The organism is Plectonema cf. radiosum LEGE 06105 (genome assembly GCF_015207665.1).
In the GTDB taxonomy this organism is placed as follows: domain Bacteria; phylum Cyanobacteriota; class Cyanobacteriia; order Cyanobacteriales; family Nostocaceae; genus Rivularia; species Rivularia radiosa_A.
Map to the genome: position 1 here is coordinate 1 of NZ_JADEWL010000046.1, position 21,326 is coordinate 21,326.

17 protein-coding genes, 1 pseudogene and 1 riboswitch are annotated in these 21,326 nt (G+C 37.6%); of the genes and pseudogenes, 7 read left to right on the forward strand and 11 right to left on the reverse strand.

What is annotated here, in order from left to right:
- Positions 1 to 183 (forward strand): annotated as a pseudogene (locus tag IQ247_RS15015) (hypothetical protein); the annotation flags it as partial.
- 19 nt (positions 184 to 202) lie between these two features.
- Here IQ247_RS15015 and IQ247_RS15020 read toward each other — a convergent pair.
- The 5 genes from IQ247_RS15020 to IQ247_RS15040 all read right to left on the reverse strand — a co-directional run bounded on the left by IQ247_RS15020 (position 203) and on the right by IQ247_RS15040 (position 4,416).
- The gene (locus tag IQ247_RS15020; RefSeq protein ID WP_193921272.1) at positions 203 to 1,090 is read right to left on the reverse strand and encodes an ABC transporter permease; all 888 of its coding nucleotides are present in this window, start codon (positions 1,088 to 1,090) and stop codon (positions 203 to 205) included.
- Between the two features lie 307 nt (positions 1,091 to 1,397).
- Complete coding sequence (gene trxB / locus IQ247_RS15025; RefSeq protein ID WP_193921273.1) at positions 1,398 to 2,765, reverse strand: thioredoxin-disulfide reductase; 1,368 nt, start codon at positions 2,763 to 2,765, stop codon at positions 1,398 to 1,400.
- Positions 2,766 to 3,063: 298 nt separating this feature from the next.
- Entirely contained in the window at positions 3,064 to 3,492 is a 429-nt protein-coding gene (locus tag IQ247_RS15030) for a type II toxin-antitoxin system VapC family toxin (protein ID WP_193921274.1), read from the reverse strand.
- Positions 3,482 to 3,694, reverse strand: coding sequence for a hypothetical protein (locus IQ247_RS15035; RefSeq protein ID WP_193921275.1), 213 nt, complete (start codon positions 3,692 to 3,694; stop codon positions 3,482 to 3,484). The genes IQ247_RS15030 and IQ247_RS15035 overlap by 11 nt, the downstream gene beginning before the upstream one ends.
- A gap of 80 nt (positions 3,695 to 3,774) precedes the next feature.
- The gene (locus IQ247_RS15040; protein ID WP_193921277.1) at positions 3,775 to 4,416 is read right to left on the reverse strand and encodes a Uma2 family endonuclease; all 642 of its coding nucleotides are present in this window, start codon (positions 4,414 to 4,416) and stop codon (positions 3,775 to 3,777) included.
- A 699-nt stretch (positions 4,417 to 5,115) separates the two neighbouring features.
- On the opposite strand from IQ247_RS15040, the gene IQ247_RS15045 reads away from it, so the two are divergent.
- The 3 genes from IQ247_RS15045 to IQ247_RS15055 all read left to right on the forward strand — a co-directional run bounded on the left by IQ247_RS15045 (position 5,116) and on the right by IQ247_RS15055 (position 9,549).
- The gene (locus IQ247_RS15045) at positions 5,116 to 6,447 is read left to right on the forward strand and encodes a class I SAM-dependent methyltransferase (protein ID WP_193921279.1); all 1,332 of its coding nucleotides are present in this window, start codon (positions 5,116 to 5,118) and stop codon (positions 6,445 to 6,447) included.
- A 250-nt stretch (positions 6,448 to 6,697) separates the two neighbouring features.
- Positions 6,698 to 7,246: a type IV pilin-like G/H family protein gene (locus tag IQ247_RS15050; protein WP_193921281.1), complete on the forward strand. Its 549-nt coding sequence runs from the start codon at positions 6,698 to 6,700 to the stop codon at positions 7,244 to 7,246.
- 98 nt (positions 7,247 to 7,344) lie between these two features.
- Complete coding sequence (locus IQ247_RS15055) at positions 7,345 to 9,549, forward strand: O-linked N-acetylglucosamine transferase, SPINDLY family protein (RefSeq protein WP_193921283.1); 2,205 nt, start codon at positions 7,345 to 7,347, stop codon at positions 9,547 to 9,549.
- Between the two features lie 43 nt (positions 9,550 to 9,592).
- Here the strand turns inward: IQ247_RS15055 and IQ247_RS15060 are convergent, their stop codons facing one another.
- The gene (locus tag IQ247_RS15060; protein ID WP_193921285.1) at positions 9,593 to 9,997 is read right to left on the reverse strand and encodes a type II toxin-antitoxin system VapC family toxin; all 405 of its coding nucleotides are present in this window, start codon (positions 9,995 to 9,997) and stop codon (positions 9,593 to 9,595) included.
- Positions 9,994 to 10,221: a DUF2281 domain-containing protein gene (locus IQ247_RS15065; RefSeq protein ID WP_193921287.1), complete on the reverse strand. Its 228-nt coding sequence runs from the start codon at positions 10,219 to 10,221 to the stop codon at positions 9,994 to 9,996. Before IQ247_RS15065 ends, IQ247_RS15060 begins: the two co-directional genes overlap by 4 nt.
- Positions 10,222 to 10,616: 395 nt before the next feature.
- On the opposite strand from IQ247_RS15065, the gene IQ247_RS15070 reads away from it, so the two are divergent.
- Both IQ247_RS15070 and IQ247_RS15075 read left to right on the forward strand, forming a co-directional pair.
- Positions 10,617 to 11,156 (forward strand): class I SAM-dependent methyltransferase, encoded by a 540-nt coding sequence (locus IQ247_RS15070; RefSeq protein WP_193921289.1) that lies wholly within the window; start codon positions 10,617 to 10,619, stop codon positions 11,154 to 11,156.
- 1,486 nt (positions 11,157 to 12,642) lie between these two features.
- Entirely contained in the window at positions 12,643 to 12,861 is a 219-nt protein-coding gene (locus IQ247_RS15075; protein ID WP_193921291.1) for a DUF4327 family protein, read from the forward strand.
- Between the two features lie 163 nt (positions 12,862 to 13,024).
- On the opposite strand, the gene IQ247_RS15080 is transcribed toward IQ247_RS15075, so the two are convergent.
- The 4 genes from IQ247_RS15080 to IQ247_RS15095 all read right to left on the reverse strand — a co-directional run bounded on the left by IQ247_RS15080 (position 13,025) and on the right by IQ247_RS15095 (position 19,467).
- Positions 13,025 to 14,251, reverse strand: a complete 1,227-nt coding sequence (locus IQ247_RS15080) for a protein kinase domain-containing protein (RefSeq protein ID WP_193921293.1) — start codon at positions 14,249 to 14,251, stop codon at positions 13,025 to 13,027.
- Positions 14,252 to 14,610: 359 nt separating this feature from the next.
- The gene (locus IQ247_RS15085; protein ID WP_193921295.1) at positions 14,611 to 16,632 is read right to left on the reverse strand and encodes a serine/threonine phosphatase; all 2,022 of its coding nucleotides are present in this window, start codon (positions 16,630 to 16,632) and stop codon (positions 14,611 to 14,613) included.
- 284 nt (positions 16,633 to 16,916) lie between these two features.
- Positions 16,917 to 18,596, reverse strand: a complete 1,680-nt coding sequence (locus tag IQ247_RS15090) for a sensor histidine kinase (protein WP_193921297.1) — start codon at positions 18,594 to 18,596, stop codon at positions 16,917 to 16,919.
- A 250-nt stretch (positions 18,597 to 18,846) separates the two neighbouring features.
- Entirely contained in the window at positions 18,847 to 19,467 is a 621-nt protein-coding gene (locus IQ247_RS15095) for a pseudouridine synthase (protein ID WP_193921299.1), read from the reverse strand.
- Between the two features lie 284 nt (positions 19,468 to 19,751).
- A riboswitch (TPP riboswitch) is annotated at positions 19,752 to 19,849 on the forward strand.
- Between the two features lie 7 nt (positions 19,850 to 19,856).
- Here IQ247_RS15095 and thiC point away from each other — a divergent pair.
- On the forward strand, positions 19,857 to 21,239 hold the full coding sequence (gene thiC / locus IQ247_RS15100) for a phosphomethylpyrimidine synthase (RefSeq protein ID WP_193921301.1): 1,383 nt from the start codon (positions 19,857 to 19,859) through the stop codon (positions 21,237 to 21,239).
- Positions 21,240 to 21,326: the final 87 nt, after the last annotated feature.

The window sequence follows — 21,326 nt, forward strand, 5'->3', positions numbered from 1 at the left end:
CAAGGGGATGGGGAGATGGGGGAAAACCACCGGAGTTATGAATTTTCCAATTACCAATTACCAATTACCCATTACCAATTACCAATTACCAATTACCAATTACCAATTACCAATTACCAATTACCAATTACCAATTACCAATTACCAATTACCAATTACCAATTACCAATTCCTAACTCCTAACTCCTAACTCCTAACTAACTTATTGTCGTTTCCTTAAACGGGGATTGACAAACTCATTCAACCCTTCACCGAGTAGGGATAACCCTACTACCATCGTTGTCATCGCTAATCCGGGAAAAAGTGTAGTCCACCAAATCCCTGTAGGAAGTGCAGCTAAGGCTTGTTTCAAATCGTGTCCCCATTCTGGTACTTCTTCGGGAAGCCCCAATCCTAAAAAGCCCAAACCACCCAAAACCAAGATTGCATCGGCGGCGTTTAAGGTGAATAATACGGGTACGCTTTGAATTACGTTCAAAAATAAATACCGTGAAAGTACTTGCCAAGTGTTAGCACCAATTGCTTGTGCTGCTTCTATAAATACTTCGGTTTTTACGCTCACTGTATGGTTACGAACAACTCGGTAATATTGCGGTACGTAGGCAATACTAATCGCCAGGGCTGCATTTAAAATTCCCCTTCCCACTACAAACGCCAAAGTTACCGAAAGCAGTAATCCTGGCAAAGTATAAATACTATCCATAATAAATAGCAATACTTTATCCAATCTACCGCCAATATAGCCGCTCAACATACCCAAAGGCACGCCAACTAGCATACTTAATGCTGTAGCTAAGATGACCACCTGTAATGCAGCTTGAGCGCCAAACACAGTACGAGAAAAGATATCGTAACCCAAGCGACTCGTACCAAACCAGTGTGTTAATGAAGGTGGTGTGTGAATTGGGTTATCCAGAAATTCAGTTGGATCTTGCAGCAATCCCACATTTTGAAGAATGGGAGCAAACAATGCCAGAAAAATAAATACCAAAGTCATAGTTAACCCAACCAACATTAACTGTTGAGAAAGGGTAGGTTTTTTATTTATGAAAGGCAAAAATCTCGGCAGGAAACCTTTAGCAACGGTCATAAGTTGATTTATAAGTTATAAGGTTTAAGGTTAAAGGTCAAAGGTCAAAGGTTAAAGGTCAAAGGTCAAAGGTTAAAGGTTAGATTAGAGGTTACTGGAATCAAGAATGGGGCATTATGTAAGTATGAAGAATTTATTTTAAACCTAAAACGCCTCCGCGTATTATGGTTTATATACAAAATCCTGTCAAAAAGTATAAATACTTACTCCCTCCTCACAACCTTTGACCTTAAACCTCTAACCTCTAACCTCCAACCTTTAACCTCTAACCTTTAACCTCTAACCTCTAACCTTCAACCTTTAACCTTTAGATAATGCTTTCTAATAGTTGCCGATACTGACTCTTTTGTTTCACTCCCTTGAGTTCTTGCAACAATTCTTTATCTTTGAAAATTTGGACTGTAGGGGTTCCGGTTACTCCTGCTTGTTCGGCAATTTCTCGGTCTTTGTCAATGTCAATTTCTACAAAGTGGATTTTACCTTCAAATTCATCCACTACTTTATTTAATATCGGTTTGAGGGTATGACAAGGACCACAACCGGGAGAAACGTACTTGACCATCAAAGGGCGATCGCCATCATGAAATATTTTTCTCAGAGCATAACCACCTAGATGACGGGTAGCTTTAATGTCAAAATCATCTTCAGTATTGGCGGTAGTTTTTTCTTCTTGTTGCGGCTTTAATTCGTTGTTTTCCACCTGTTGACGGAATTCCTGAATCAATCCTTGAGAGGATAACCAACGTTCCGCTAACATTGCTGCCATACAGCCTGTACCTGCTGCGGTGATTGCCTGACGAAATTCGTGGTCTTGTACGTCCCCAGCAGCAAATACGCCTTCTATACTGGTTTCTACGGAGTTGGGTTTGGTAACAATGTAACCCACATCATCCAGTTCTAATTGCCCTTTAAATAATGATGTATTGGGTGTATGTCCGATGGCATAGAATAATCCTTTAACGTGTAATTGGGTTTCTTCGCCAGTTTTGTTGTTCCGGACTTTGATTCCATCCATGTGCTTCTCATTACCAAACACGTCTATGGCTTCGGTGTTCCAATGCACTATAATTTTCGGGTTATTTAAAACCCGGTCTTGCATAGCTTTACTAGCTCGCATTTTATCGCTACGAACTAACAAGTTCACTGTATCGCCGTATTTAGTCAGGTAAATTGCTTCTTCTGCCGCCGAGTCTCCAGCACCAATTACGGCTAAGTTTGCACCGTGAAACAACGGAGTTGCACCGTCACAAATCGCACAAGCTGATATGCCACGACTCCAAAATTGATGCTCGCTGGGTAAACCCAAACGCTTCGCCGTCGCCCCGGTTGCAATTACGATGCTATTAGTTTTAAACTCGCGTTCAGAGGAGCGCACTGTAAACGGACGCTGACTCAAATCAACCGAAATTACATCCTCAGTATATAGCTCAGCCCCCCAGCGTTCTGCCTGTGCCTTCATTTGATCCATTAATTCCGGACCAGTAATTCCAGCAGCAAAACCGGGAAAATTCTCGACTTCAGTAGTTGTCATTAATTGTCCACCAGGTAATCCCCCAGCTTCAAAGCCTTCAAATACAACTGGTTTGAGATTCGCACGTCCCGCGTAAATAGCAGCCGTGTAACCCGCAGGACCTGAACCGATAATTACTAAGTTTTCTACCGTTGGATTTGTCATAATATATTAAAGTAAACTCATAACGACTACGTTTAATTGAGTATAGCAAATTTTTGGGGTTGGTGTATAGGTTGTTAATAAATCTTGTAGGGTGTGTTACAGAAAGAAACGTCTTAGGACATTACGAAAATATTATTATCTTGTGATTTTAGAAATTAAATTTTCTTAGAGGGTGTTTATAAATAAACGGTGAATATAAGCCGTGCAGACGGGTTTCGTTTGTGTAGAAGCGGTAACAAAGCGCCAGATAAAATTTGTATATACAATTTAGAGACTTAACTTAACAGCTTAGTTTCAATTAAGGAACTAGCTCAAAACCCATACCTACATGGGTAAAGTGAGCATCTTCGGTAAGAATTGCTGTAATGCCATATTCTTGCATGACAACCATTGAGGTCAAATCAGTGAAAGAGATGAGAGGCTTGTCGAGAAACTTAGAACGGAGTAATTGAGTTTGGGTAAAGCGTTCTTCCGTAATGCGAATTAAATAAAAATCATCGGTTGAAAAGGCTGACAGTAGCGATTTCATCGATTGCTCAGCACGAGTTACATGAAGTCGTCGAAAAAAGAAAGTAAATGTTTCGTCAAGAACATAGTCAGTGGTATAAATTTGACCATTTTTAGCGATCGCACTTTGATAAGCTTTTGTGGCTTCAAGGTGATAGCGTTCACTTTTATCGTGCAGTGTGAGCCAGCCCCATGTATCAATAAAAAGCTTAATCGCCATAAAGTTCGTTGTCTAAATTTGTAGCTAGGGAGCCGTGAGAGACTACACCTATGAAGTCAGCGAGGGGATCGTTGACGGGAGTGAGTGGCTTGGTAACTGTTGTTTGGATACTTGCTAGCTGTTTAATATATTGCAATACATCTTCAAGCTGCTGTTCTGGTAGTTGTTCAATTGCTTCAAAAACCTCTTGTTTGATTGTCATGGCAATGGCTCAATATCGCTTTTTTATAATTAATTTAACAATAACCCGTGCAGACGGGTTTCGTTCGTGTAGAAGCGGTTTCAACCGCCAGGTGAATTCTGCTCTCTCACCCAAGCCCGAAAAGCGCGGGTTGTAGCCATCTCACCATTGATTCTAGTTTCTTGAATAAACCGAGGAATTTCCTTTACAGGTACCGTACCAAAAGTAGGGCTTTGTTTTACTTCTAAATATTGTCCGTCGTTAAGTACATAAATTCGTAAAACACTGCCATTAAACCGCCAAAATTCAGGAACACCAATTGCAGCATAAATTTTAAACTTATCTACTTTCGGTTTAGAATACTCTACTTCTAATACTAAATCCGGTGGTGGATCGATGCTTAGGTCTATTTTTTCCTTATTTCTAACGCGGTATTCATTTTGTATATAGTAGCTGCTATCTGGTTCCCCACCTCGTTCTAAATCATCCCGTGTCAAAGTTAGCGAGCCAGAACGCTTGTACTCTTCGCCGATTTCTTCACATAATGCGATCACAAAACCCTCAATAACGCGATTTGAGTTTTCGTGTGGCATATCTGGAGCCATGATTTCTAATGTCCCGTTTTCATAAGCGAGTCTGGTATTTCTTGAGCTTCCCATGTCAGTTAGCATGGCTTTGAAAGTTTGCCAGCTAATGTTTTCAAGTAAAGTTCTGGTTTCTGCTGGTGTTGAGATTGCCACCATATTGAAAATACCTCGTTGAGTGAGAAGTCGGGTTTTATGTAGGGTGTGTTACGGCTTTCTGGGATTCGATAGGAAAAAGAGTAGGTGAAAATTTGCCGTAACGCACCAAAAGTTGTTGGCGCGTTAGATGTATTAAGATTATATGTTGAGGGCAGAACATAGTCGTGCATCTAACACACCCTACAAGAATTTTATTTTTTATTTATAAACACGCTCTTAGAGGATGTTTGAAAAATCATCGGCGGTTCAAACCGCGACTACACGCCGCATTGTCCACCTGCGTGGACTTAATCTATTTTAAACCCGTGCAGACGGGTTTCGTTTGTGTAGACGCGGTTTCAACCGCCAGATAAATCCTAAAGACAACACAATATAAATAATTGCGATTATTTTTATCAGAAACGGTGAATATAAACCCGTGCAGACGGGTTTCGTTTGTGTAGACGCGGTTTTAACCGCCAGATAAAGAAATTAGACTTTTCAAACAACCTCTTATATTACAGATATTTCGGTTGGTGAAAAGTTGGGTTTTTATAACAGTTATCTGATATTACAGATATTTCAGGACAAAAAACCCGACTTCTTTATGGAATGTTAGAAATCTGAAAAACTGGGAATACTAATGCTTGAGTAAGCCGTTGGCTTAGAATGCTAAGTCCAAACGTGACTAGAAAAAATTTAGTATCAGGAGAAAATTTTATGCAAGCTCAAGCATCAGATTTAGTAGAAAAAATTCGTCAGCAATTTGACAGCGCACCTTATCCAAGAATTTCTCTTGATGAATCTCCTAAAGATAAACCGAATTTGCTCTATATTCATAGTTTAGTAACAGCTTATTATTTAAGAAATCAAAAAGTTATAGATACTAAAGGAAAAGTCATTTTAGATGCTGGATGTGGTAGTGGATATAAATCCCTTGTACTTGCAGAAGCGAATCCCGGAGCAAAAATTATTGGTGTTGATATTTCGGAAGAATCTGTAAAATTAGCGCGGCAACGGTTGGAACATCACGGTTTTGATAATACAGAATTCCATGTAAGTTTTCTTGAGGATTTACCCAAGCTAGGCGTGAAATTTGATTATATAAACTGCGATGATGTACTTTATCTGCTTCCTGATGCTGTAAAAGGGTTACAAGCGATGAAAGCAGTTTTGCAACCCGATGGTATTATGCGTGTCAATCTTCACAGTTCACTGCAAAGGGCTAATTTTTTCCGCGCTCAAAATCTATTTAAATTTATGGGTTTGATGAACGATAACCCAGAAGATATGGAAATTGGCATAGTGCAGGAAATTATGAACGCATTGAAAGATGGTGTTTCTCTTAAAGCTCAAACTTGGAGTTCTCAATATAATGAAGCTGATGGCAAAGATATTATATTAGCTAATCAATTGCTTGTAGGAGATAAAGGAGCCACTATTCCCGAATTCTTTTCACTTTTGAAAGCTGCTAATTTAGAATTTATAAAGATGGTTAATTGGTGGCAGTGGGATTTAATGGCTCTATTTAAAGAACCTGATGATTTACCTGCTTTTCTGGGTATGAGTTTACCAGAACTTTCTGCTGAGCAAAAACTGCATTTATTTGAATTATTTCATCCGATACATCGCTTACTTGATTTATACTGCGGAAATCCCAATCAAGCGCAATCATTTGTACCAGTTGAACAATGGACTGATTCTAACTGGGAAAACGCAAAAGTGCATCTACATCCCCAATTAAAAACTCCTAAATTTCGAGAAGAACTAATATCCTGTATTACAGAAATCAGACCTTTTATTATTAGCGAACACTTACAAGTAATTCAAGATTCCGTGAGTATAGATAGCTCCATGTCATTTTGCTTAATTCCTTTGCTGGAACAACCTCAATCAATGACAAACTTGGCTGAGCGCTGGAAGCAAGTTAGACCTTTAGATCCGGTTACTTTAGAACCTACGGATCAAAGTCAAGCCTTTTATATGCTGCAACAGTTATTTTTAAGGCTCGAAAGTCTTGGTTATGTGATGTTAGAGGGTAAGAGGTCATAAATTCTGGCTGGTTCATTTATCCCCGAACCCATGTAGAGATGCGATATATCGCGTCTCTACAAATAATGTGGTGAACCAGTAGGTTTTCTTCTACATAACTACATTTCTGTAATTCTGTAACAAAATCTCTTGCCATTCCAGGTTTCCAGTTTTCCCAAAAAACTTTTTTCCAAAATGTTAATTCTCTCAGTCAAAGTGGGTAAGTTACATCTAGAACTCAATAACCCATCCCCACTTAAAGGAAACACTAATGAAAACCGAACTTAAAGCAAAGTTTTTACAAAATATCCTTCGTAATAAGAAAGAAGACGAAGGTTTTACCTTAATTGAATTGTTAGTTGTAATTATTATTATTGGGATTTTGTCCGCTATTGCTTTACCTTCTTTCTTGAACCAAGCGAATAAGGCTAAACAGTCTGAAGCGAAAACTTATATTGGTTCAATGAATAGAGGTCAACAAGCATATTTTTTGGAAAATAGTGATTTCACTACTGATGTTAATGAGGTAGGTATTGGCATAAAAACTCAGACTGAACTTTATGATTATAAGGCTGCTAAAAAAAATACTGGAACGAGTGTTTATGTAGTTAACTATTCCGCGAGAAAAGCAGGTATAACTGCTCCTGTAAAAGATTATTTAGGTAAAGTGCATTTACTAGCAGTCACTTCAGGTACTGGAACTAGCGCTACCACAGACTATACAAGTATCGCCTTTATGTGTGAAACCAATGCTGTAGGTGCTGGTATCACTGATATTGCAGGTAATTCCTGCCCAACTAGTACGAAGACACTTAAGTAATAAGAGCTAAAATACAAAGTCGAATTTGAATTTTAAATCAAGAGTGAATTAGAAAAACTAATTCACTCTTTCTAACATTTACACTAGAAAAAACTAAGATGCAAACATTAAATTTCGTTACTCCACAAAATAGCTTACAACAATTAGCAGAAAAGCATTTCCAAGCTGGAGACTATATTCAAGCAGCTAGATTTTATGAAGAACTGATTACAAATGAATTTGATACAAGAGTTTATTACTGGCATCTGGGTTTGTGTCTACTTCTTCAGGGCGAACAAGAACAAGCTCAGTTGACCTGGTTTATGGGGATGCAAGAAGGAGAACCAGAGGAAATTGAACAATGGACGCAGGAATTATCGTCGGTTATTAATACAGAAGCAGATCGAAGAGAATCTTTAGAAGAATACCAATTAGCGTGGATACTACGACAGCACTTACGAGAAATCAATCCACATGATATTAATAATTTATTATATATAGTTAATCTATCTATCATTGTAGGAGAATTCACAAAAGACTTGATAGAATCTCTTGATATAATAGAATTAATAAGTAATAAAGCGAACGAGATAGACATTAGTTTATTACTATCAACACTAAAAAATGTATTAGGATTTCCGAAAATAGAAGAATTTATATTTGATTTTATAAAAGCCTGCTTACATTATTCTGGAAATAGAGAAGAGTTTATTGATGCTGTAATGTTGTCTGCTATAGATATTGCTTATTACCGTAAACAGCCTTTACTAGCATCACGTTTGGCAGAAATATGTATTGCTTTAGAACCAAATAATCAGGAATTACTGTTACATCTGAGCTTTTTCTATAAAGACTCACACCAGTTTGATAAAAGCATTGTCAACGCTAAACATTCATATGATTTAGCACAGACATTACCAGAAAAAGTCTTTGCCAATCATTTATTCATTAGCGCATTAAAGAAAGAATGTAGGGATTGGGAAACGTCCTATTCTCAACTACAGCATCAAAAAGCAATCTTAACTAATTTGATTACAGATAATCCTACTAATATTGAAGAGACAGTTAACAATCGTTTGCACTGTGCTGCATTTTTCTTACCGTATTTTGAAGACAATGCCAGACAAAATCGTCATTTTCAAAACGAAATTGCTCAAATAGTTCAAAATAACTATGGCTATTTGCAAAAAAATATTATCACAAAAACGAATAATATTAAAAAGAAAATTTTAAAAATCGGCTATATCTCCCACTGCTTAAAGAAACATTCCGTAGGTTGGCTAAGTCGATGGATTTTTAGATATCATAATCCAGACAAATTTAAAATATATACTTATTCTATTAATAATTATCATAAAACATCTGATTTTACACAGATAAATTTTTTTGATCGCTCATACAAATTTTATACATTTGCTCATAATGATAATCAAATATGGGAGAAAATTCAACTTGATGAGATTGATATACTTATAGATTTAGATAGCATTACCCTTGATATTCAAGGAAAAATTATGGCTGCGAAAGCCGCTCCAATTCAAGTAACTTGGTTAGGTTGGGATGCTTCTGGATTACCTAGCATAGATTATTTTATTGCCGATCCTTATGTTTTACCATCCGATGCTGAAGATTACTACAGCGAAAAAATCTGGCGTTTACCTCAAACTTACATTGCGGTAGATGGTTTTGAAGTAGATGTACCCACATTGCGAAGAGAAGACTTAGGAATTTCTGGCGATGCTATTATTTTCTTTATGGTGCAAAGTAGCTATAAAATCAATCTCCCAAATCTACGTTTGCAAATGAAGATTTTAAAAGAAACCCCCAATAGTTATTTGTTGATAAAAGGTTTTGCGGATAAAGATTCTTCACAAGAGTTTTTTGAAACTGTTGCTGAGGGAGAAGGTGTCTCTTCATCTCAACTACGTTTTTTACCTTTATCTCCTACAGAAGCAACTCACCGCGCTAATTTAGCAATTGCTGATGTCGTACTTGACACTTACCCCTATAACGGTGCTACAACAACATTGGAAACTCTTTGGATGTGCGTTCCTTTAGTAACAAGAGTTGGCGAACAATTTGCCGCTCGTAACAGCTACACGATGATGATGAATGCTGGTATAACCGAAGGCATTGCTTGGACGGATGAAGAGTATATCGAATGGGGAATTCGTTTGGGGAAAGATGCCAAATTAAGACAAGAAATTTCTTGGAAGCTCAGACAATCTCGTCAAACTGCACCATTATGGAATGCTAAACAATTTACCCGTGAAATGGAGAAAGCTTACGAGCAAATGTGGGTGAATTATATTCGCGCCAGGTAAATATAGAAGAAACCGGGCATCTTTCAAAAATACTCAGGGATTTTTACCAAATCGTATCAATTTCTGCCAAAGCCTGTATTTTTGCATCCCGCGTAACTAGTGGCAAATTGAGATAAAGTGCTGTTGCTGCAATAATTCGATCGGGCATATCTGGTACGGTATCACGATTAATTTGTCGTAGAACTTCAGCTATAGTTCTATTCAGCGATACGCTAACAATTGATGCGTTTGAAGTATCACAAACACTTAGCAAGCGTTGAAGTACAAGTTCCGGTAATCTATTTTTCTCTACTAAATAAGAAATTTCAACAATTGAGATGGTAGATATGTAAATTGATTGTCCTGTATTTGAAGCTTGGTCAAGTCTTAATGAAGCATTTGTTGATAATCTTTGTGGTTCTACTATGTACCAAATTATTGTATGTGTATCCGCGACTACAGCAGTCATGAAATATCCTCTTTAGGAAAGTTTCCCCACATTTCACGACGTGCTTGTGTAATATCTTCTTCTGAAATGTGAACGTCAAGGTCTGCACACATTCCTTTTATTTTACGCGAAGAACTTTTTAACAGATTTTTAGCTTTAAGAAATTCTACAAAGTCTAAAACTTCTTGTTGTTTTTCTTCAGGCAATACTCGCAAATTCTCAATGATGGCTGCTTCAATATTCATCACTTTTATTTATTACTTATCAAACAAAGCAAAAAATTATAAACACTTTTTTCACAACAATACCATTTAGTATTGATTGAATATCTCCTAAATTACCATAAAAATCCCAATTGAAACATGAGAAAGTAGATAGATTTATTATTGAATTGGTGATGTAATAGTTGACACTTACCCCTAGGATGATGTTAAAACAGCATTAAGAACTTTATATACTGTGAATAGCTGATTTCTGGAATTATACTCAAATACCTTGCTAGCCATAATCTCAAACAAATACTTTGCGTTCCTTTGCCTTTAAATGCAAAGTTTCAAGTCATCTGTAGCATAGATGTTTAGTCCTGTACTAGCACTAGTTTTTAAAAAAGCTAAATTTTTAACTGTTATTTACAATTATTATGACACCAATTAAACTTCATATCGGAGGTAAACAACCTCATGCTGAATGGAAAATTCTCGATATTGAACCACGAGAAGAAGTTGATTTTATCGGTGATGCAGCTAATTTACAACAGTTTAAAGATAATTCGATTGCAGCAATTTATGCTAGCCATGTTTTAGAACATTTTTATTATGGTCTAAATAATGAATTGCTCAATACTCTTTCTGAATGGCACCGTGTTCTAGAACCAGAAGGTAAACTTTATATCAGTGTACCTAATTTACAAACTCTTTGTTGGTTGTATCTGCATCCCTCTCTCGTACCTTTAGAGAAACATCACCTTATGCGGATTATGTTTGGGGGACAAACTAATGAACATGATGTTCATAAAGTCGGGTTTGATTTTGATATTTTAGCTTTGTATTTGGAAGAAGTCGGTTTTCAACAATATGAACCCGTATCAGAATTTGGTTTATTTCAAGATTGCAGCAGCTTAAGAATATCTGATACCTTAATTAGTCTAAATGTTATTGCTATAAAGTCAGCAAAAAATTAAAAAATACTTTCGCTTGTAGTGGTCAATTACCCACCAAAATTAATGGGACAGATCAGTAGTATTTCTTTTCATTGATTATGACGGGTTTTTATCCCAATCCGCCGGGGAATGTAATTCCCCGTCTAATGGTAAAAGTCCTATAAATAGGACTAAAATACAAACCGTCAAATTTAATGAAATGAACTACTAGTATTCCACCACATTAATTTTGAGGAGTTAAAATACCTCTTCGTAGGTTGGGTTAAGCGAAGCGCAACCCAACGCGGGTGTTGGGCTTCACTACGTTTTGCTTCGCAACGCTTGCGCGAACAGCCCAACCTACAATATTACATTGATTACCCCTCATAACTTATGTGGTGGACCACTAGTACTCCGCCACATTAATTTTGAGGAGTTAAAATACCTCTTCGTAGGTTGGGTTAAGCGAAGCGCAACCCAACGCGGGTGTTGGGCTTCACTACGTTCAGCCCAACCTACAATATTACATTGATTACCCCTCATAACTTATGTGGCGGACCACTAGTACCCCGCCACATTAATTTTGATGGTTAACACACTCGTAGTGGGAGCGTCTCGCTCCCTTGTAGTAGCTAGCGAGCTTTCCGGCTCGCACTACCGGGTACCCCTCATAACTTATGTGGCGGAGTACTAGTAGTCCATTTCATTAATTATGATGGGAGCAAAAAATTAAAAAATACTTTCGTTTGTAGTTTAATTGAAAAATTTTTTTCGTTTTTAGCATACCAATACCGCAGCAAAACTATCACTATATTTTGTCAAACAAAGTCGCCCCAATTACCAAAGTAGAAGCTTTCACCTAACACAAAATTACAGATAATTTCATATAAATCAAACATTGACAATTTCATCAAATTCATCAACTATTATTAATTCCATAATATCGAACAAACAAACATAAAACCTTGTATCTACTTCTTGGCTGGGAGTGTGACTGATCTAATGTTCTCTCTGAGACAGTACCAGAGATGAGCAATTGTTAAAATATTATAAAGAAACTGTTTATATCTGATCAAAATCTAGATGTTTGCGATAATGTAGATAACGATTAATAAAAACGGTGATTATTCACAACTCACTATTCATGTTCACCGCCATGTGAAATCGTGTTACAAATTCCCTGCTATCAATCGCATTTGTCATGATTTGTACATATTGTATTGAATTAGGCAGCACAAGAGGAAACATTTTCTTTAATTGTGCGAAATCTGCGAGGTTGCTGACAAGTTGATTAGTTTGATAAGTAATTTTAATGGCTTTTGCTGCGTTCAAAAGTTTGTTAGTAGTGATTACCGAACAAAACCAAAATTAACAGTAACTATGTGGAATTAATTGTGCTATATTCAAGAATAGTGAGACTTGCTTTGCGTGCATTACAAAACTCTACGCAGAGACCATAATTGCAAAACGGAAAGCATTTTTGATTCAAGCATTTACCTAAACTTTCAGTCTTATTTCATTTGAGGTTATGACTCAACAAGTAATTCACCCAATGGTGAAATTGCAACGCAATGTTCAATCGCTCGTAGATTCAAATATTATCAAGCCGACAGATAGCATTTGGAAAATTGCTTTGCTTTACGGCGACGAGTGGCAACACTGGAAACGCGAATTGGTTGATTTCGGATTTACTATGCAAGATCCTGTTAAGGAATTGCTGGCAGTAGAAGGATGGGATGAAGAATAAAATATGAAGTCACAGAGGATGTCTGAAAGTATATGGCGACTATAAGTCGTTATTACAAGGGCTAGAAACTCCACCATTATGTGGAATGTATATCTCTAATCTGCCTGAGTGCGGGTTGAACCGCCGAGTAGAAATTATTTCATCCTTCTTAAGATAGTAAAATTCAACTACAGGCTGCTAATGCTGCTGCAAGTTCTTTTGAGGTTTGATATCTATCCCGTGGTAGAGGTTCTGTAACCTTGTCGATTACTTCTTTTAACATGGGGGTAATAGTGGGAACCTTGGCTACATCAAACCGAAAACTTCGTCCTTGCTGACGATAAAATTTGAATGGATTCTCCCCTGTGAGTAGAAAAATTAAAGTTGGTCCAACAGCGTATAAATCCGATTGAGTTAGGGGCTGTCCCCGCTCTTGTTCGGGAGCGCAATATCCTTCTGCACCGATACGAGTTCCTGGTGCAGTACCAATTTCTTTCACAGCGCCAAAATCCAGCACAACTATACGATTGTCAAAATTTCGCACCATGAGATTAGCCGGTTTGATATCCCGGTGAATCAACGGTGGATTTTGACTGTGTAAATAATCCAAAATATCGCAAGTTTGGATCATCCATTCAATGGCTTGATTTAAAGTTACAGGTCCCTTGCGATAAACAAATTTTTCCAAATCTTGCCCGTGGATTAACTCCATCGCCAAGTATTTTTTCTTGTCTTCCACAAAAAAGTCATAATACTTAGGGATTCCCGGATGGCTGAGCAATCCTAAAGTATCGGCTTCTCGTTGGAATAACTCTTGTGCTTTGGCAATTTTTGCCATATCGGCATTCATTTGTTTAAGCACTAATAATTGGGGACGGGCCGTAGTTATACCTATGGGGTCCCAAGCTAGGTAGGTAGTTCCCATCCCTCCCTGTCCTAATGTTCGTAATACTTGATAGTGACGAATTGTTAGCTGTACCGATAGAGGTTTACCGCAATAAATGCAAAATAGATTATCGGGGGAATTTCCTTCATGGGTGCAGCTTGTAGGTGCAGCTACAGGTTTTTTCGCAGATGTCGATTGCTGTTGTAGTTCGGGTAAAAGTTCAAGTTTCAAAATTGGACCACCCCGGGCTAATTGCAGCAAACAATCACCCGTTAACTGGATGCGAGTAACTAAAACACCATTTAAAAACGTGCCATTGGTACCGTTGCTAATAATTTCCCAATCATCAACATTACCTTTATAATTGTTATTTCTCAGTTCTAAATGATATCGAGAAACTAAATTACTATCGAGAACAATATCATTATCTGCCGCTCGTCCAACCCGAATTACCGAAGATTCATCAAAGCACCAATTTTTTAGCGGGGTTTTGTTTTGTGCTTCTAATAGGGTTAGAGTAATCACGATACTTAGGAACTATAAATTATTAAGGATGAGTGATAAAGAGAAAAACAGAAAAACTTGAAATTATCAATGTCTTAATTTAAGCACAGATTATCTAGGTAAGTAGGGATGCAAAAATATTTATACGTGAGGTGAGAAGTCGAGTTTTTATAATGGTTATCTGGTTTTACGAATATTTAAGATAAAAAACCCGACTTTTTAAAGCTTGAACTGACGTATATATATATATTGAATTTGGTGTAACTACTTATCTATCATAACTTTGAGCTAAATTATCAGATTTGAGATTTTAGAAACTCCGAAAACCCAGCTATAGCTAAAACAAGATAAATTTATTATTAATTATTCATATTAATTATTCATAAATTATCTATGATTTGACTGTCTAAATTTGGACGGACTTTGGCTCGGACAAGTACAACGGTAATATTATCATGACCGTTATATTGGTTAGCTAATTCAATTAAATCTCTTACACCCTTTTCTAAATTGGCTTCCGAACTGATTAAATTCAGCAAATTAGTCTGCCAGTATTTTTCCAATAAATCGTTATCCGATAAACCATCCGAACTCAGAACAAACAGCGAATCTTCATTAATTTCTAAAAACTGTACCTCCGGAGCAATAAAATTATTATCTCTAGGTCCCAAAGCTTGAGTTAGCTGATAAGCATCTGGACGAGAGTAAGCAATGCTCGATTCAACCCCACGAGAAATTTCTCTTTGACCTACTTCATGATCTACTGTTATCTGTTCTAAACCCCCTTTACGAGTTACCCGATAAAGACGACTATCGCCCACATGAGCCACCGCTACACGAGTATCCTGTATTAAAACTAACACTAATGTAGTACCCATACGACCCACACCAGAACGAGCATCTTGCTGGTTAACCTCGTGAATCGCTTGATTGGCTTGAAGAACTCCTTCCCGGATAACTTCTTCACTGGGTAGTCCCTCTGATTGCCAATGTTCTTCAAAATACTGCCGTAAAGTACTTACTGCTAACTCGCTAGCAACTTCACCACCTGCGTGTCCTCCCATGCCATCGCAAAGAATATACAAGCCCCGCGCTCCTGCTACTCGACTTTTGGGCAGATCGACTTTATGAATTTTTGTTTCAATGCCAAAATAGTCTTCGTTATGATCGCGTTGTTTTCCGACATCAGTCAACCCTGCATTTTCTAAGCTTGCTAGCTGCATCGGCAGAACTATTGTGGGTGTATCGTCAATTTTTGTTGGACTTTGCTCTAATTCATCTAGCTGTAAAATTGTCGGATGGGAAATTTCTTCATCTTCGCAGCAATCAATACTCAAATTATTTTCTACATTATTTTCGCTTTGCTTCGACTCCCCTTGCAACTCTTGAGAAATTAATTGCAAGTGCGATCGCAATTCTTCAGTTGTGGCAATTTTACCCGATTCCAAATTTCCTAACAGTTCTAATAACTGACCAAATTGAGTGCGTTGGGATTGGCTAAATAATGCTTGCCAAATCTTTCCTAAAGCTTTGATGGTAGGTAATTCTTCTTGCTCTGGGGATGATTCTGACTTTTTGCGTATATCTACGCATAGACGTTGCAACACTAACGACTGGTCTTCATCAACTCGTAAATTAGTTAAATCTAGAAGACTTTGACGACAATTGAACGGTTCGAGCAAATCCCACAACTGAGTCATCTGATAAAAATAATGTGTAATCTGCAACGATGTAATTTTATCATCTTGCCATAGTTCTAATAAATAAACCCAATCAGAACGGTCTTCAAGTACAATCACCTGCATATTCCCCAGTTGCCATGCATCATGAATATAGGGAATTCCCAGGTTCAAGTAGGGTTGTAAGGCAATATAAGTTTTAGCAAGGCTGGGAATTTGAGCTTTCGTTACGGATGGATTTATCGACTCCTGAAATTGTGGATTTGCCAACATTGCCTTGATTGGCGACACTTGATAAGGTTGACAATCGATCACTTTCACAGAGGCTTGAGCATTCACAGCATTTTCAAAGAAAGCTGGCAATGGTTCAAGCATTTGATAGCGTTTTTCACAATCTAAATAAGAACCTGTTGCAAATAAATTAGGAGTTTGTTGAGGCAAATTTTCTGTATTTTCTAGTTCCTCTGTTTGTTCTCCTTGTTCTTGTACTGCTTGTTCTTCGGTTTCCTCCTCATCTATTCCTACAACTTCCGTACCTTCTTTGATGGCGATCGCCAACCAAATTTCGGAACAAACCGTATCGCAACTGTGGCACTGGATTGCATTCAGAGGGAGGAAAACACCACACTGTTGACATTCCTTTTCAGTTAAGGATGCGCCACAGTTCTGACAAAATTTGTTGCTATTAGGATTTTCAAAATTGCACTGAGGACAAATCAGCATTATATCCGCGTCCTTAACTCCCGCTCATTTGTGCTTGTAATCGTTACGCCGGCGTTGATTAATGGTAGATTAACCGCATTGCCGATGGCAAAGCAAATGTTGATATTTTTGGTTCTACCATGTAAAAAAGTATAACTATTTTAATTGTGACGTATATTAACTATAACTTTGAAATGTAGGCAAATTAATTGTAGGATAATTTTCCGGATATGCAATACAAAATTATGATTCCCTAGGGAACAAACATCTGACGAGTAATAAAAAGCAGTTATCGAAACGATAAATTATCTCTCAAGAGGTAATTGAATAGAAAATATTGTACGATTAGAACCGCTTTCCACCTCAATAAATCCGTCTAAATGCTTGGTCAGTTTTTGTACCAATGCTAATCCTAACCCGGTACCTCCTTGTTTCCAAGGGTCATTACTGGGAATCCGATAGAACTTATCAAAAATACGCGGTAATTCAGCAGTAGGAATTTCCGCGCCAGTGTTGATCACTTGAAACTGAATATTATCAGATTTTATCTGAGCCTTAACAATAATTTCTTGATTAATTGGACTAAACTTACAAGCATTAGTCAGCAACTCTACTAAAATGCGTTCTAAACTGAACGGATCGCAAATTATAGACGGTAAATGAGATTCCATCTCTAACTTTAATCTTTGCCGACAGCAGTTACGGTTGCGTGTATTATATAATTCAATTACTCGCTCCAGCCATTGAGATACTTCAATTTTTTCCAATACCAATGGTTTAGCATTAGTATCGAGTCGCTGTAAATCGAGAAAATTGTTAATCAAGTTGATTTCTCGTTCGCATTCATTATTTAATATTTCAAAATAACGAGATATTTTGGAATGATTGTTGAAATAATTAACTGATTGAGATGTGTCAGAAGGTAAATGTTCTTTTTCTAACTTAATTCCCAACATTTGAATCGCCATTTTCATATTAGTTAAGGGCGTGCGTAATTCGTGGGATACTGTACTTAAAAATTCATCTTTAAGACGGTTGAGAGATTCCATCTCTTCTAATTGAGCTTGTGCGGCTATTTGACTTTCCCTAATTGCCACTTCAGCTTTTTTACATTCAGTAATATCAATACAACAACCGATATAACCAATAAATTCATTATCAGATGAAAATCGAGGTACACCCTTATCGGAAATCCAACGATAATCACCATCAGCACTTTTTAAACGATATTGTATTTGAAACTTTTCTTTTTGTTTGATTGCTTGAAAGTAGGTTGATAAATATGCATTTTTATCTTCAAGATGTAAATTATCTAACCATCCCAAGCCCAATTCTTGCTCAATTTTACGTCCGGTAAGCTTTAACCAACAAGAATTAAAAAAGTTATGCACTCCCTTATCATCCGTCATCCATAACATAACTGGTATGCGAGCAGCTAATTCCAGGAAACTATTCTCCTTTAAATTTGAAGCTTGAGCAAGTTTATAAGCAGTAATATCTTCACAATCGATCAAAATGATCGGATTTTGCTGTCTATCCAGTAATTTTCTGGCTTTGATTTTAAGCCAAATAATTTGACTGTCCGGACAATTTAAACAAAATTCTCCATCTTCGACTTTTTCTGAGGAATTGTTTAACAATCTTGTGAATAAATCGGATAATTTTTCCCGTTCAAAAAAAGCAAATATATTAAAAATTAATGTTTGATGCAAATCAGGGGGTAAATAACCCAAACGCTTTGCACCAAATTGATTTACAGACAAAATCATTCCGGCAGAATCTACAGTAAAATTGATACCGGGATTTTGGTCATATAAATTACGATACCAATCCAATTCTTCTTGAATACGACGCAAAGCTTCCGTCGTGTAAATTTCTAAATTCGAGGTGATTTCAGGCACAAGTTCCAAGCTTGAAGATTTTGCAGATACAAGATTTTGTCTTTGGTGAGTTTGATAGCAGTTGAATGACTGATTTAGACTCATAATAGGAATGCACCCCAACATTAGCAATAAGTTGATTAAGAATAAAAAATTAGTATTATACAGCTTCTAGGACAAATTTAGTCAGAAGTATTTGGAGAAAATTTTAGATTAAATTGTCAAATAAATCACTTTATTATTTGGTTTTTTATCGGTATATTCAATACCTTAATCTGATTAAATATATTTTTTTAGTAAATAACTTACTTATTACGAATTTTAATCAAATATTGACTTAATGGGGTGATGGTTGTTATACCCTTTTATTTGGTAGCGAACTATTAGAAAATACTAAGTCATGTAAAATTTTTACATCTTCCTTTGTAAGGTCGCGCCATTGTCCCAATTCTAAAGTATCTAATTTGAGGTGTGCTATTTGGACTCGTACCAGCCGTAAGGTAGGAAATCCCACAGATGCAGTCATACGACGGACTTGACGATTTTTCCCTTCACTCAGAGTCATTTCCAACCACGCTGTAGGTACATTTTTGCGAAAACGAATCGGGGGAATGCGATCGGCTAAAAGTGGTTCTTCCGATAAGAATTGTACTTTTGCTGGTTGAGTACGGTAATTTTTAATTACCACACCTTGTTCTAACTTATTTAAAGCAGTTGCATCCGGAATACCTTCTACTTGCACCCAATAAGTGCGACAATGCCCAAACTGAGGATGACAAAGGCGATGTTGTAACTGTCCGTGGTTCGTTAATAATAATAAACCCTCACTGTCAGTATCTAAACGTCCTACAGGATACACATTTTTGACTGAAATATAATCTTGAAGAGTACTTTGTTCTGGATTGTCCTTAGAAAACTGGCTCAGAACACCATAAGGTTTATAAAAAATGATGTAGCGATATTTTTTCTTGGACATTGAGAATGGGTAATTGGTAATTGGGAATTGGGAATTGGTAATTGGGAATGGGTAATTGGGAATGGGTAATTGGGAATGGGTAATTGGGAATGGGTAATTGGGAATGGGTAATTGGTAATTGGTAATTGAAATTAGGATTTGAAAGTATTAGCGTAACGTATCCATCAAAATAAATTATTTCCCTGATTACCCATCCCCCATTACCTATTACCCATTACCCATGTCCTCCATTGATAATTGTTAACCTATTTATCTCCATTAGCAAAAAAGTGATAGGATAATTTTCAATATGCTAGGGGTGCCTGTTGAAAACGGGCTGAGATTACACCCTTTGCACCTGAGTCCGGATAATACCGGCGGAGGGAAGCTGTTTATTGAGGAAACCGAATATGCGTACACAATGGGTTGTTAAGCGACGCGGCAAGAACAACGTTTCTCAAATGCATTACGCTCGTCAAGGTGTGATTACTGAAGAAATGCACCATGTAGCCACACGGGAAAATCTGCCCGTCGAACTCATTCGCGATGAAGTGGCGCGGGGTAGAATGATTATCCCAGCGAATATTAATCATACCAATTTGGAACCAATGTGTATTGGCATTGCTTCTAAATGTAAGGTAAACGCGAATATCGGTGCTTCCCCTAACTCCAGCGATTTAAGTGAAGAAGTCGATAAGCTGAAGTTAGCGGTTAAGTATGGTGCCGATACCGTCATGGATTTATCTACAGGTGGCGGAAATTTAGATGAAATTCGTACCGCTATTATTAACGCTTCACCCGTTCCCATTGGAACCGTACCAATTTATCAAGCTTTAGAAAGCGTCCATGGTAATATTGAGAACCTGACTGCTGATGATTTTCTCAACATTATTGAGAAGCACGCTCAACAAGGTGTGGACTATATGACAATCCACGCCGGGATTTTGATCGAACATCTACCTTTAGTAAGAAACCGGATCACGGGTATTGTATCTCGCGGTGGCGGTATTATTGCTCGTTGGATGCTACATCACCACAAGCAAAATCCGCTTTATACCCACTTCCAAGATATTATCGAGATTTTCAAAAAATACGACGTTTCCTTCAGCTTAGGCGATTCTTTGCGTCCCGGCTGTACTCACGACGCTTCCGATGAAGCACAATTAGCCGAACTTAAAACCCTTGGACAATTAACCCGCAAAGCCTGGGAACACGACGTACAGGTAATGGTAGAAGGTCCCGGACACGTACCAATGGATCAAATCGAGTTCAACGTTAGAAAGCAGATGGAAGAATGTTCCGAAGCTCCTTTCTATGTTCTTGGACCTTTAGTTACCGACATTGCACCCGGTTACGACCACATTACCTCAGCAATTGGTGCAGCGATGGCTGGCTGGTACGGAACCGCAATGCTTTGCTACGTGACTCCAAAAGAACATTTAGGATTGCCAAACTCCGAAGATGTACGTAATGGGTTAATTGCCTATAAAATCGCAGCCCATGCAGCCGACATTGCTAGACATCGACCGGGAGCAAGAGACAGAGACGATGAACTTTCCCACGCTCGCTATAACTTCGACTGGAATCGTCAGTTTGAATTATCCCTCGACCCCGAAAGAGCTAAAGAATATCACGACGAAACCTTACCAGCCGATATTTATAAAACTGCTGAATTTTGCTCGATGTGTGGACCTAAATTTTGTCCTATGCAAACCAAAGTAGATGCTGACGCATTAACCGAACTAGAGAAATTCTTGGCAAAAAGCAATAAACAAGCCTTAGCACAAAGTTAGTAATGTAGAGACGTAGCAGTGCTACGTCTCATTAATCCTGGGAAAAAACCAATTCTTTACGTCTCATTAATCCTGGGGAAAAACCAA

What these genes read in the sequence shown, in the direction of transcription:
- IQ247_RS15020 (WP_193921272.1), bottom strand. Translation starts at nt 1,090, where the DNA reads ATGACCGTTGCTAAAGGTTTCCTGCCGAGATTTTTGCCTTTCATAAAT.
- IQ247_RS15040 (WP_193921277.1), bottom strand. Translation starts at nt 4,416, where the DNA reads ATGGTGGCAATCTCAACACCAGCAGAAACCAGAACTTTACTTGAAAAC.
- thiC (WP_193921301.1), top strand. Translation starts at nt 19,857, where the DNA reads ATGCGTACACAATGGGTTGTTAAGCGACGCGGCAAGAACAACGTTTCT.
- trxB (WP_193921273.1), bottom strand. Translation starts at nt 2,765, where the DNA reads ATGACAAATCCAACGGTAGAAAACTTAGTAATTATCGGTTCAGGTCCT.
- IQ247_RS15060 (WP_193921285.1), bottom strand. Translation starts at nt 9,997, where the DNA reads ATGACTGCTGTAGTCGCGGATACACATACAATAATTTGGTACATAGTA.
- IQ247_RS15085 (WP_193921295.1), bottom strand. Translation starts at nt 16,632, where the DNA reads ATGCTGATTTGTCCTCAGTGCAATTTTGAAAATCCTAATAGCAACAAA.
- IQ247_RS15055 (WP_193921283.1), top strand. Translation starts at nt 7,345, where the DNA reads ATGCAAACATTAAATTTCGTTACTCCACAAAATAGCTTACAACAATTA.
- IQ247_RS15090 (WP_193921297.1), bottom strand. Translation starts at nt 18,596, where the DNA reads ATGAGTCTAAATCAGTCATTCAACTGCTATCAAACTCACCAAAGACAA.
- IQ247_RS15095 (WP_193921299.1), bottom strand. Translation starts at nt 19,467, where the DNA reads ATGTCCAAGAAAAAATATCGCTACATCATTTTTTATAAACCTTATGGT.
- IQ247_RS15045 (WP_193921279.1), top strand. Translation starts at nt 5,116, where the DNA reads ATGCAAGCTCAAGCATCAGATTTAGTAGAAAAAATTCGTCAGCAATTT.
- IQ247_RS15035 (WP_193921275.1), bottom strand. Translation starts at nt 3,694, where the DNA reads ATGACAATCAAACAAGAGGTTTTTGAAGCAATTGAACAACTACCAGAA.
- IQ247_RS15075 (WP_193921291.1), top strand. Translation starts at nt 12,643, where the DNA reads ATGACTCAACAAGTAATTCACCCAATGGTGAAATTGCAACGCAATGTT.
- IQ247_RS15070 (WP_193921289.1), top strand. Translation starts at nt 10,617, where the DNA reads ATGACACCAATTAAACTTCATATCGGAGGTAAACAACCTCATGCTGAA.
- IQ247_RS15030 (WP_193921274.1), bottom strand. Translation starts at nt 3,492, where the DNA reads ATGGCGATTAAGCTTTTTATTGATACATGGGGCTGGCTCACACTGCAC.
- IQ247_RS15065 (WP_193921287.1), bottom strand. Translation starts at nt 10,221, where the DNA reads ATGAATATTGAAGCAGCCATCATTGAGAATTTGCGAGTATTGCCTGAA.
- IQ247_RS15050 (WP_193921281.1), top strand. Translation starts at nt 6,698, where the DNA reads ATGAAAACCGAACTTAAAGCAAAGTTTTTACAAAATATCCTTCGTAAT.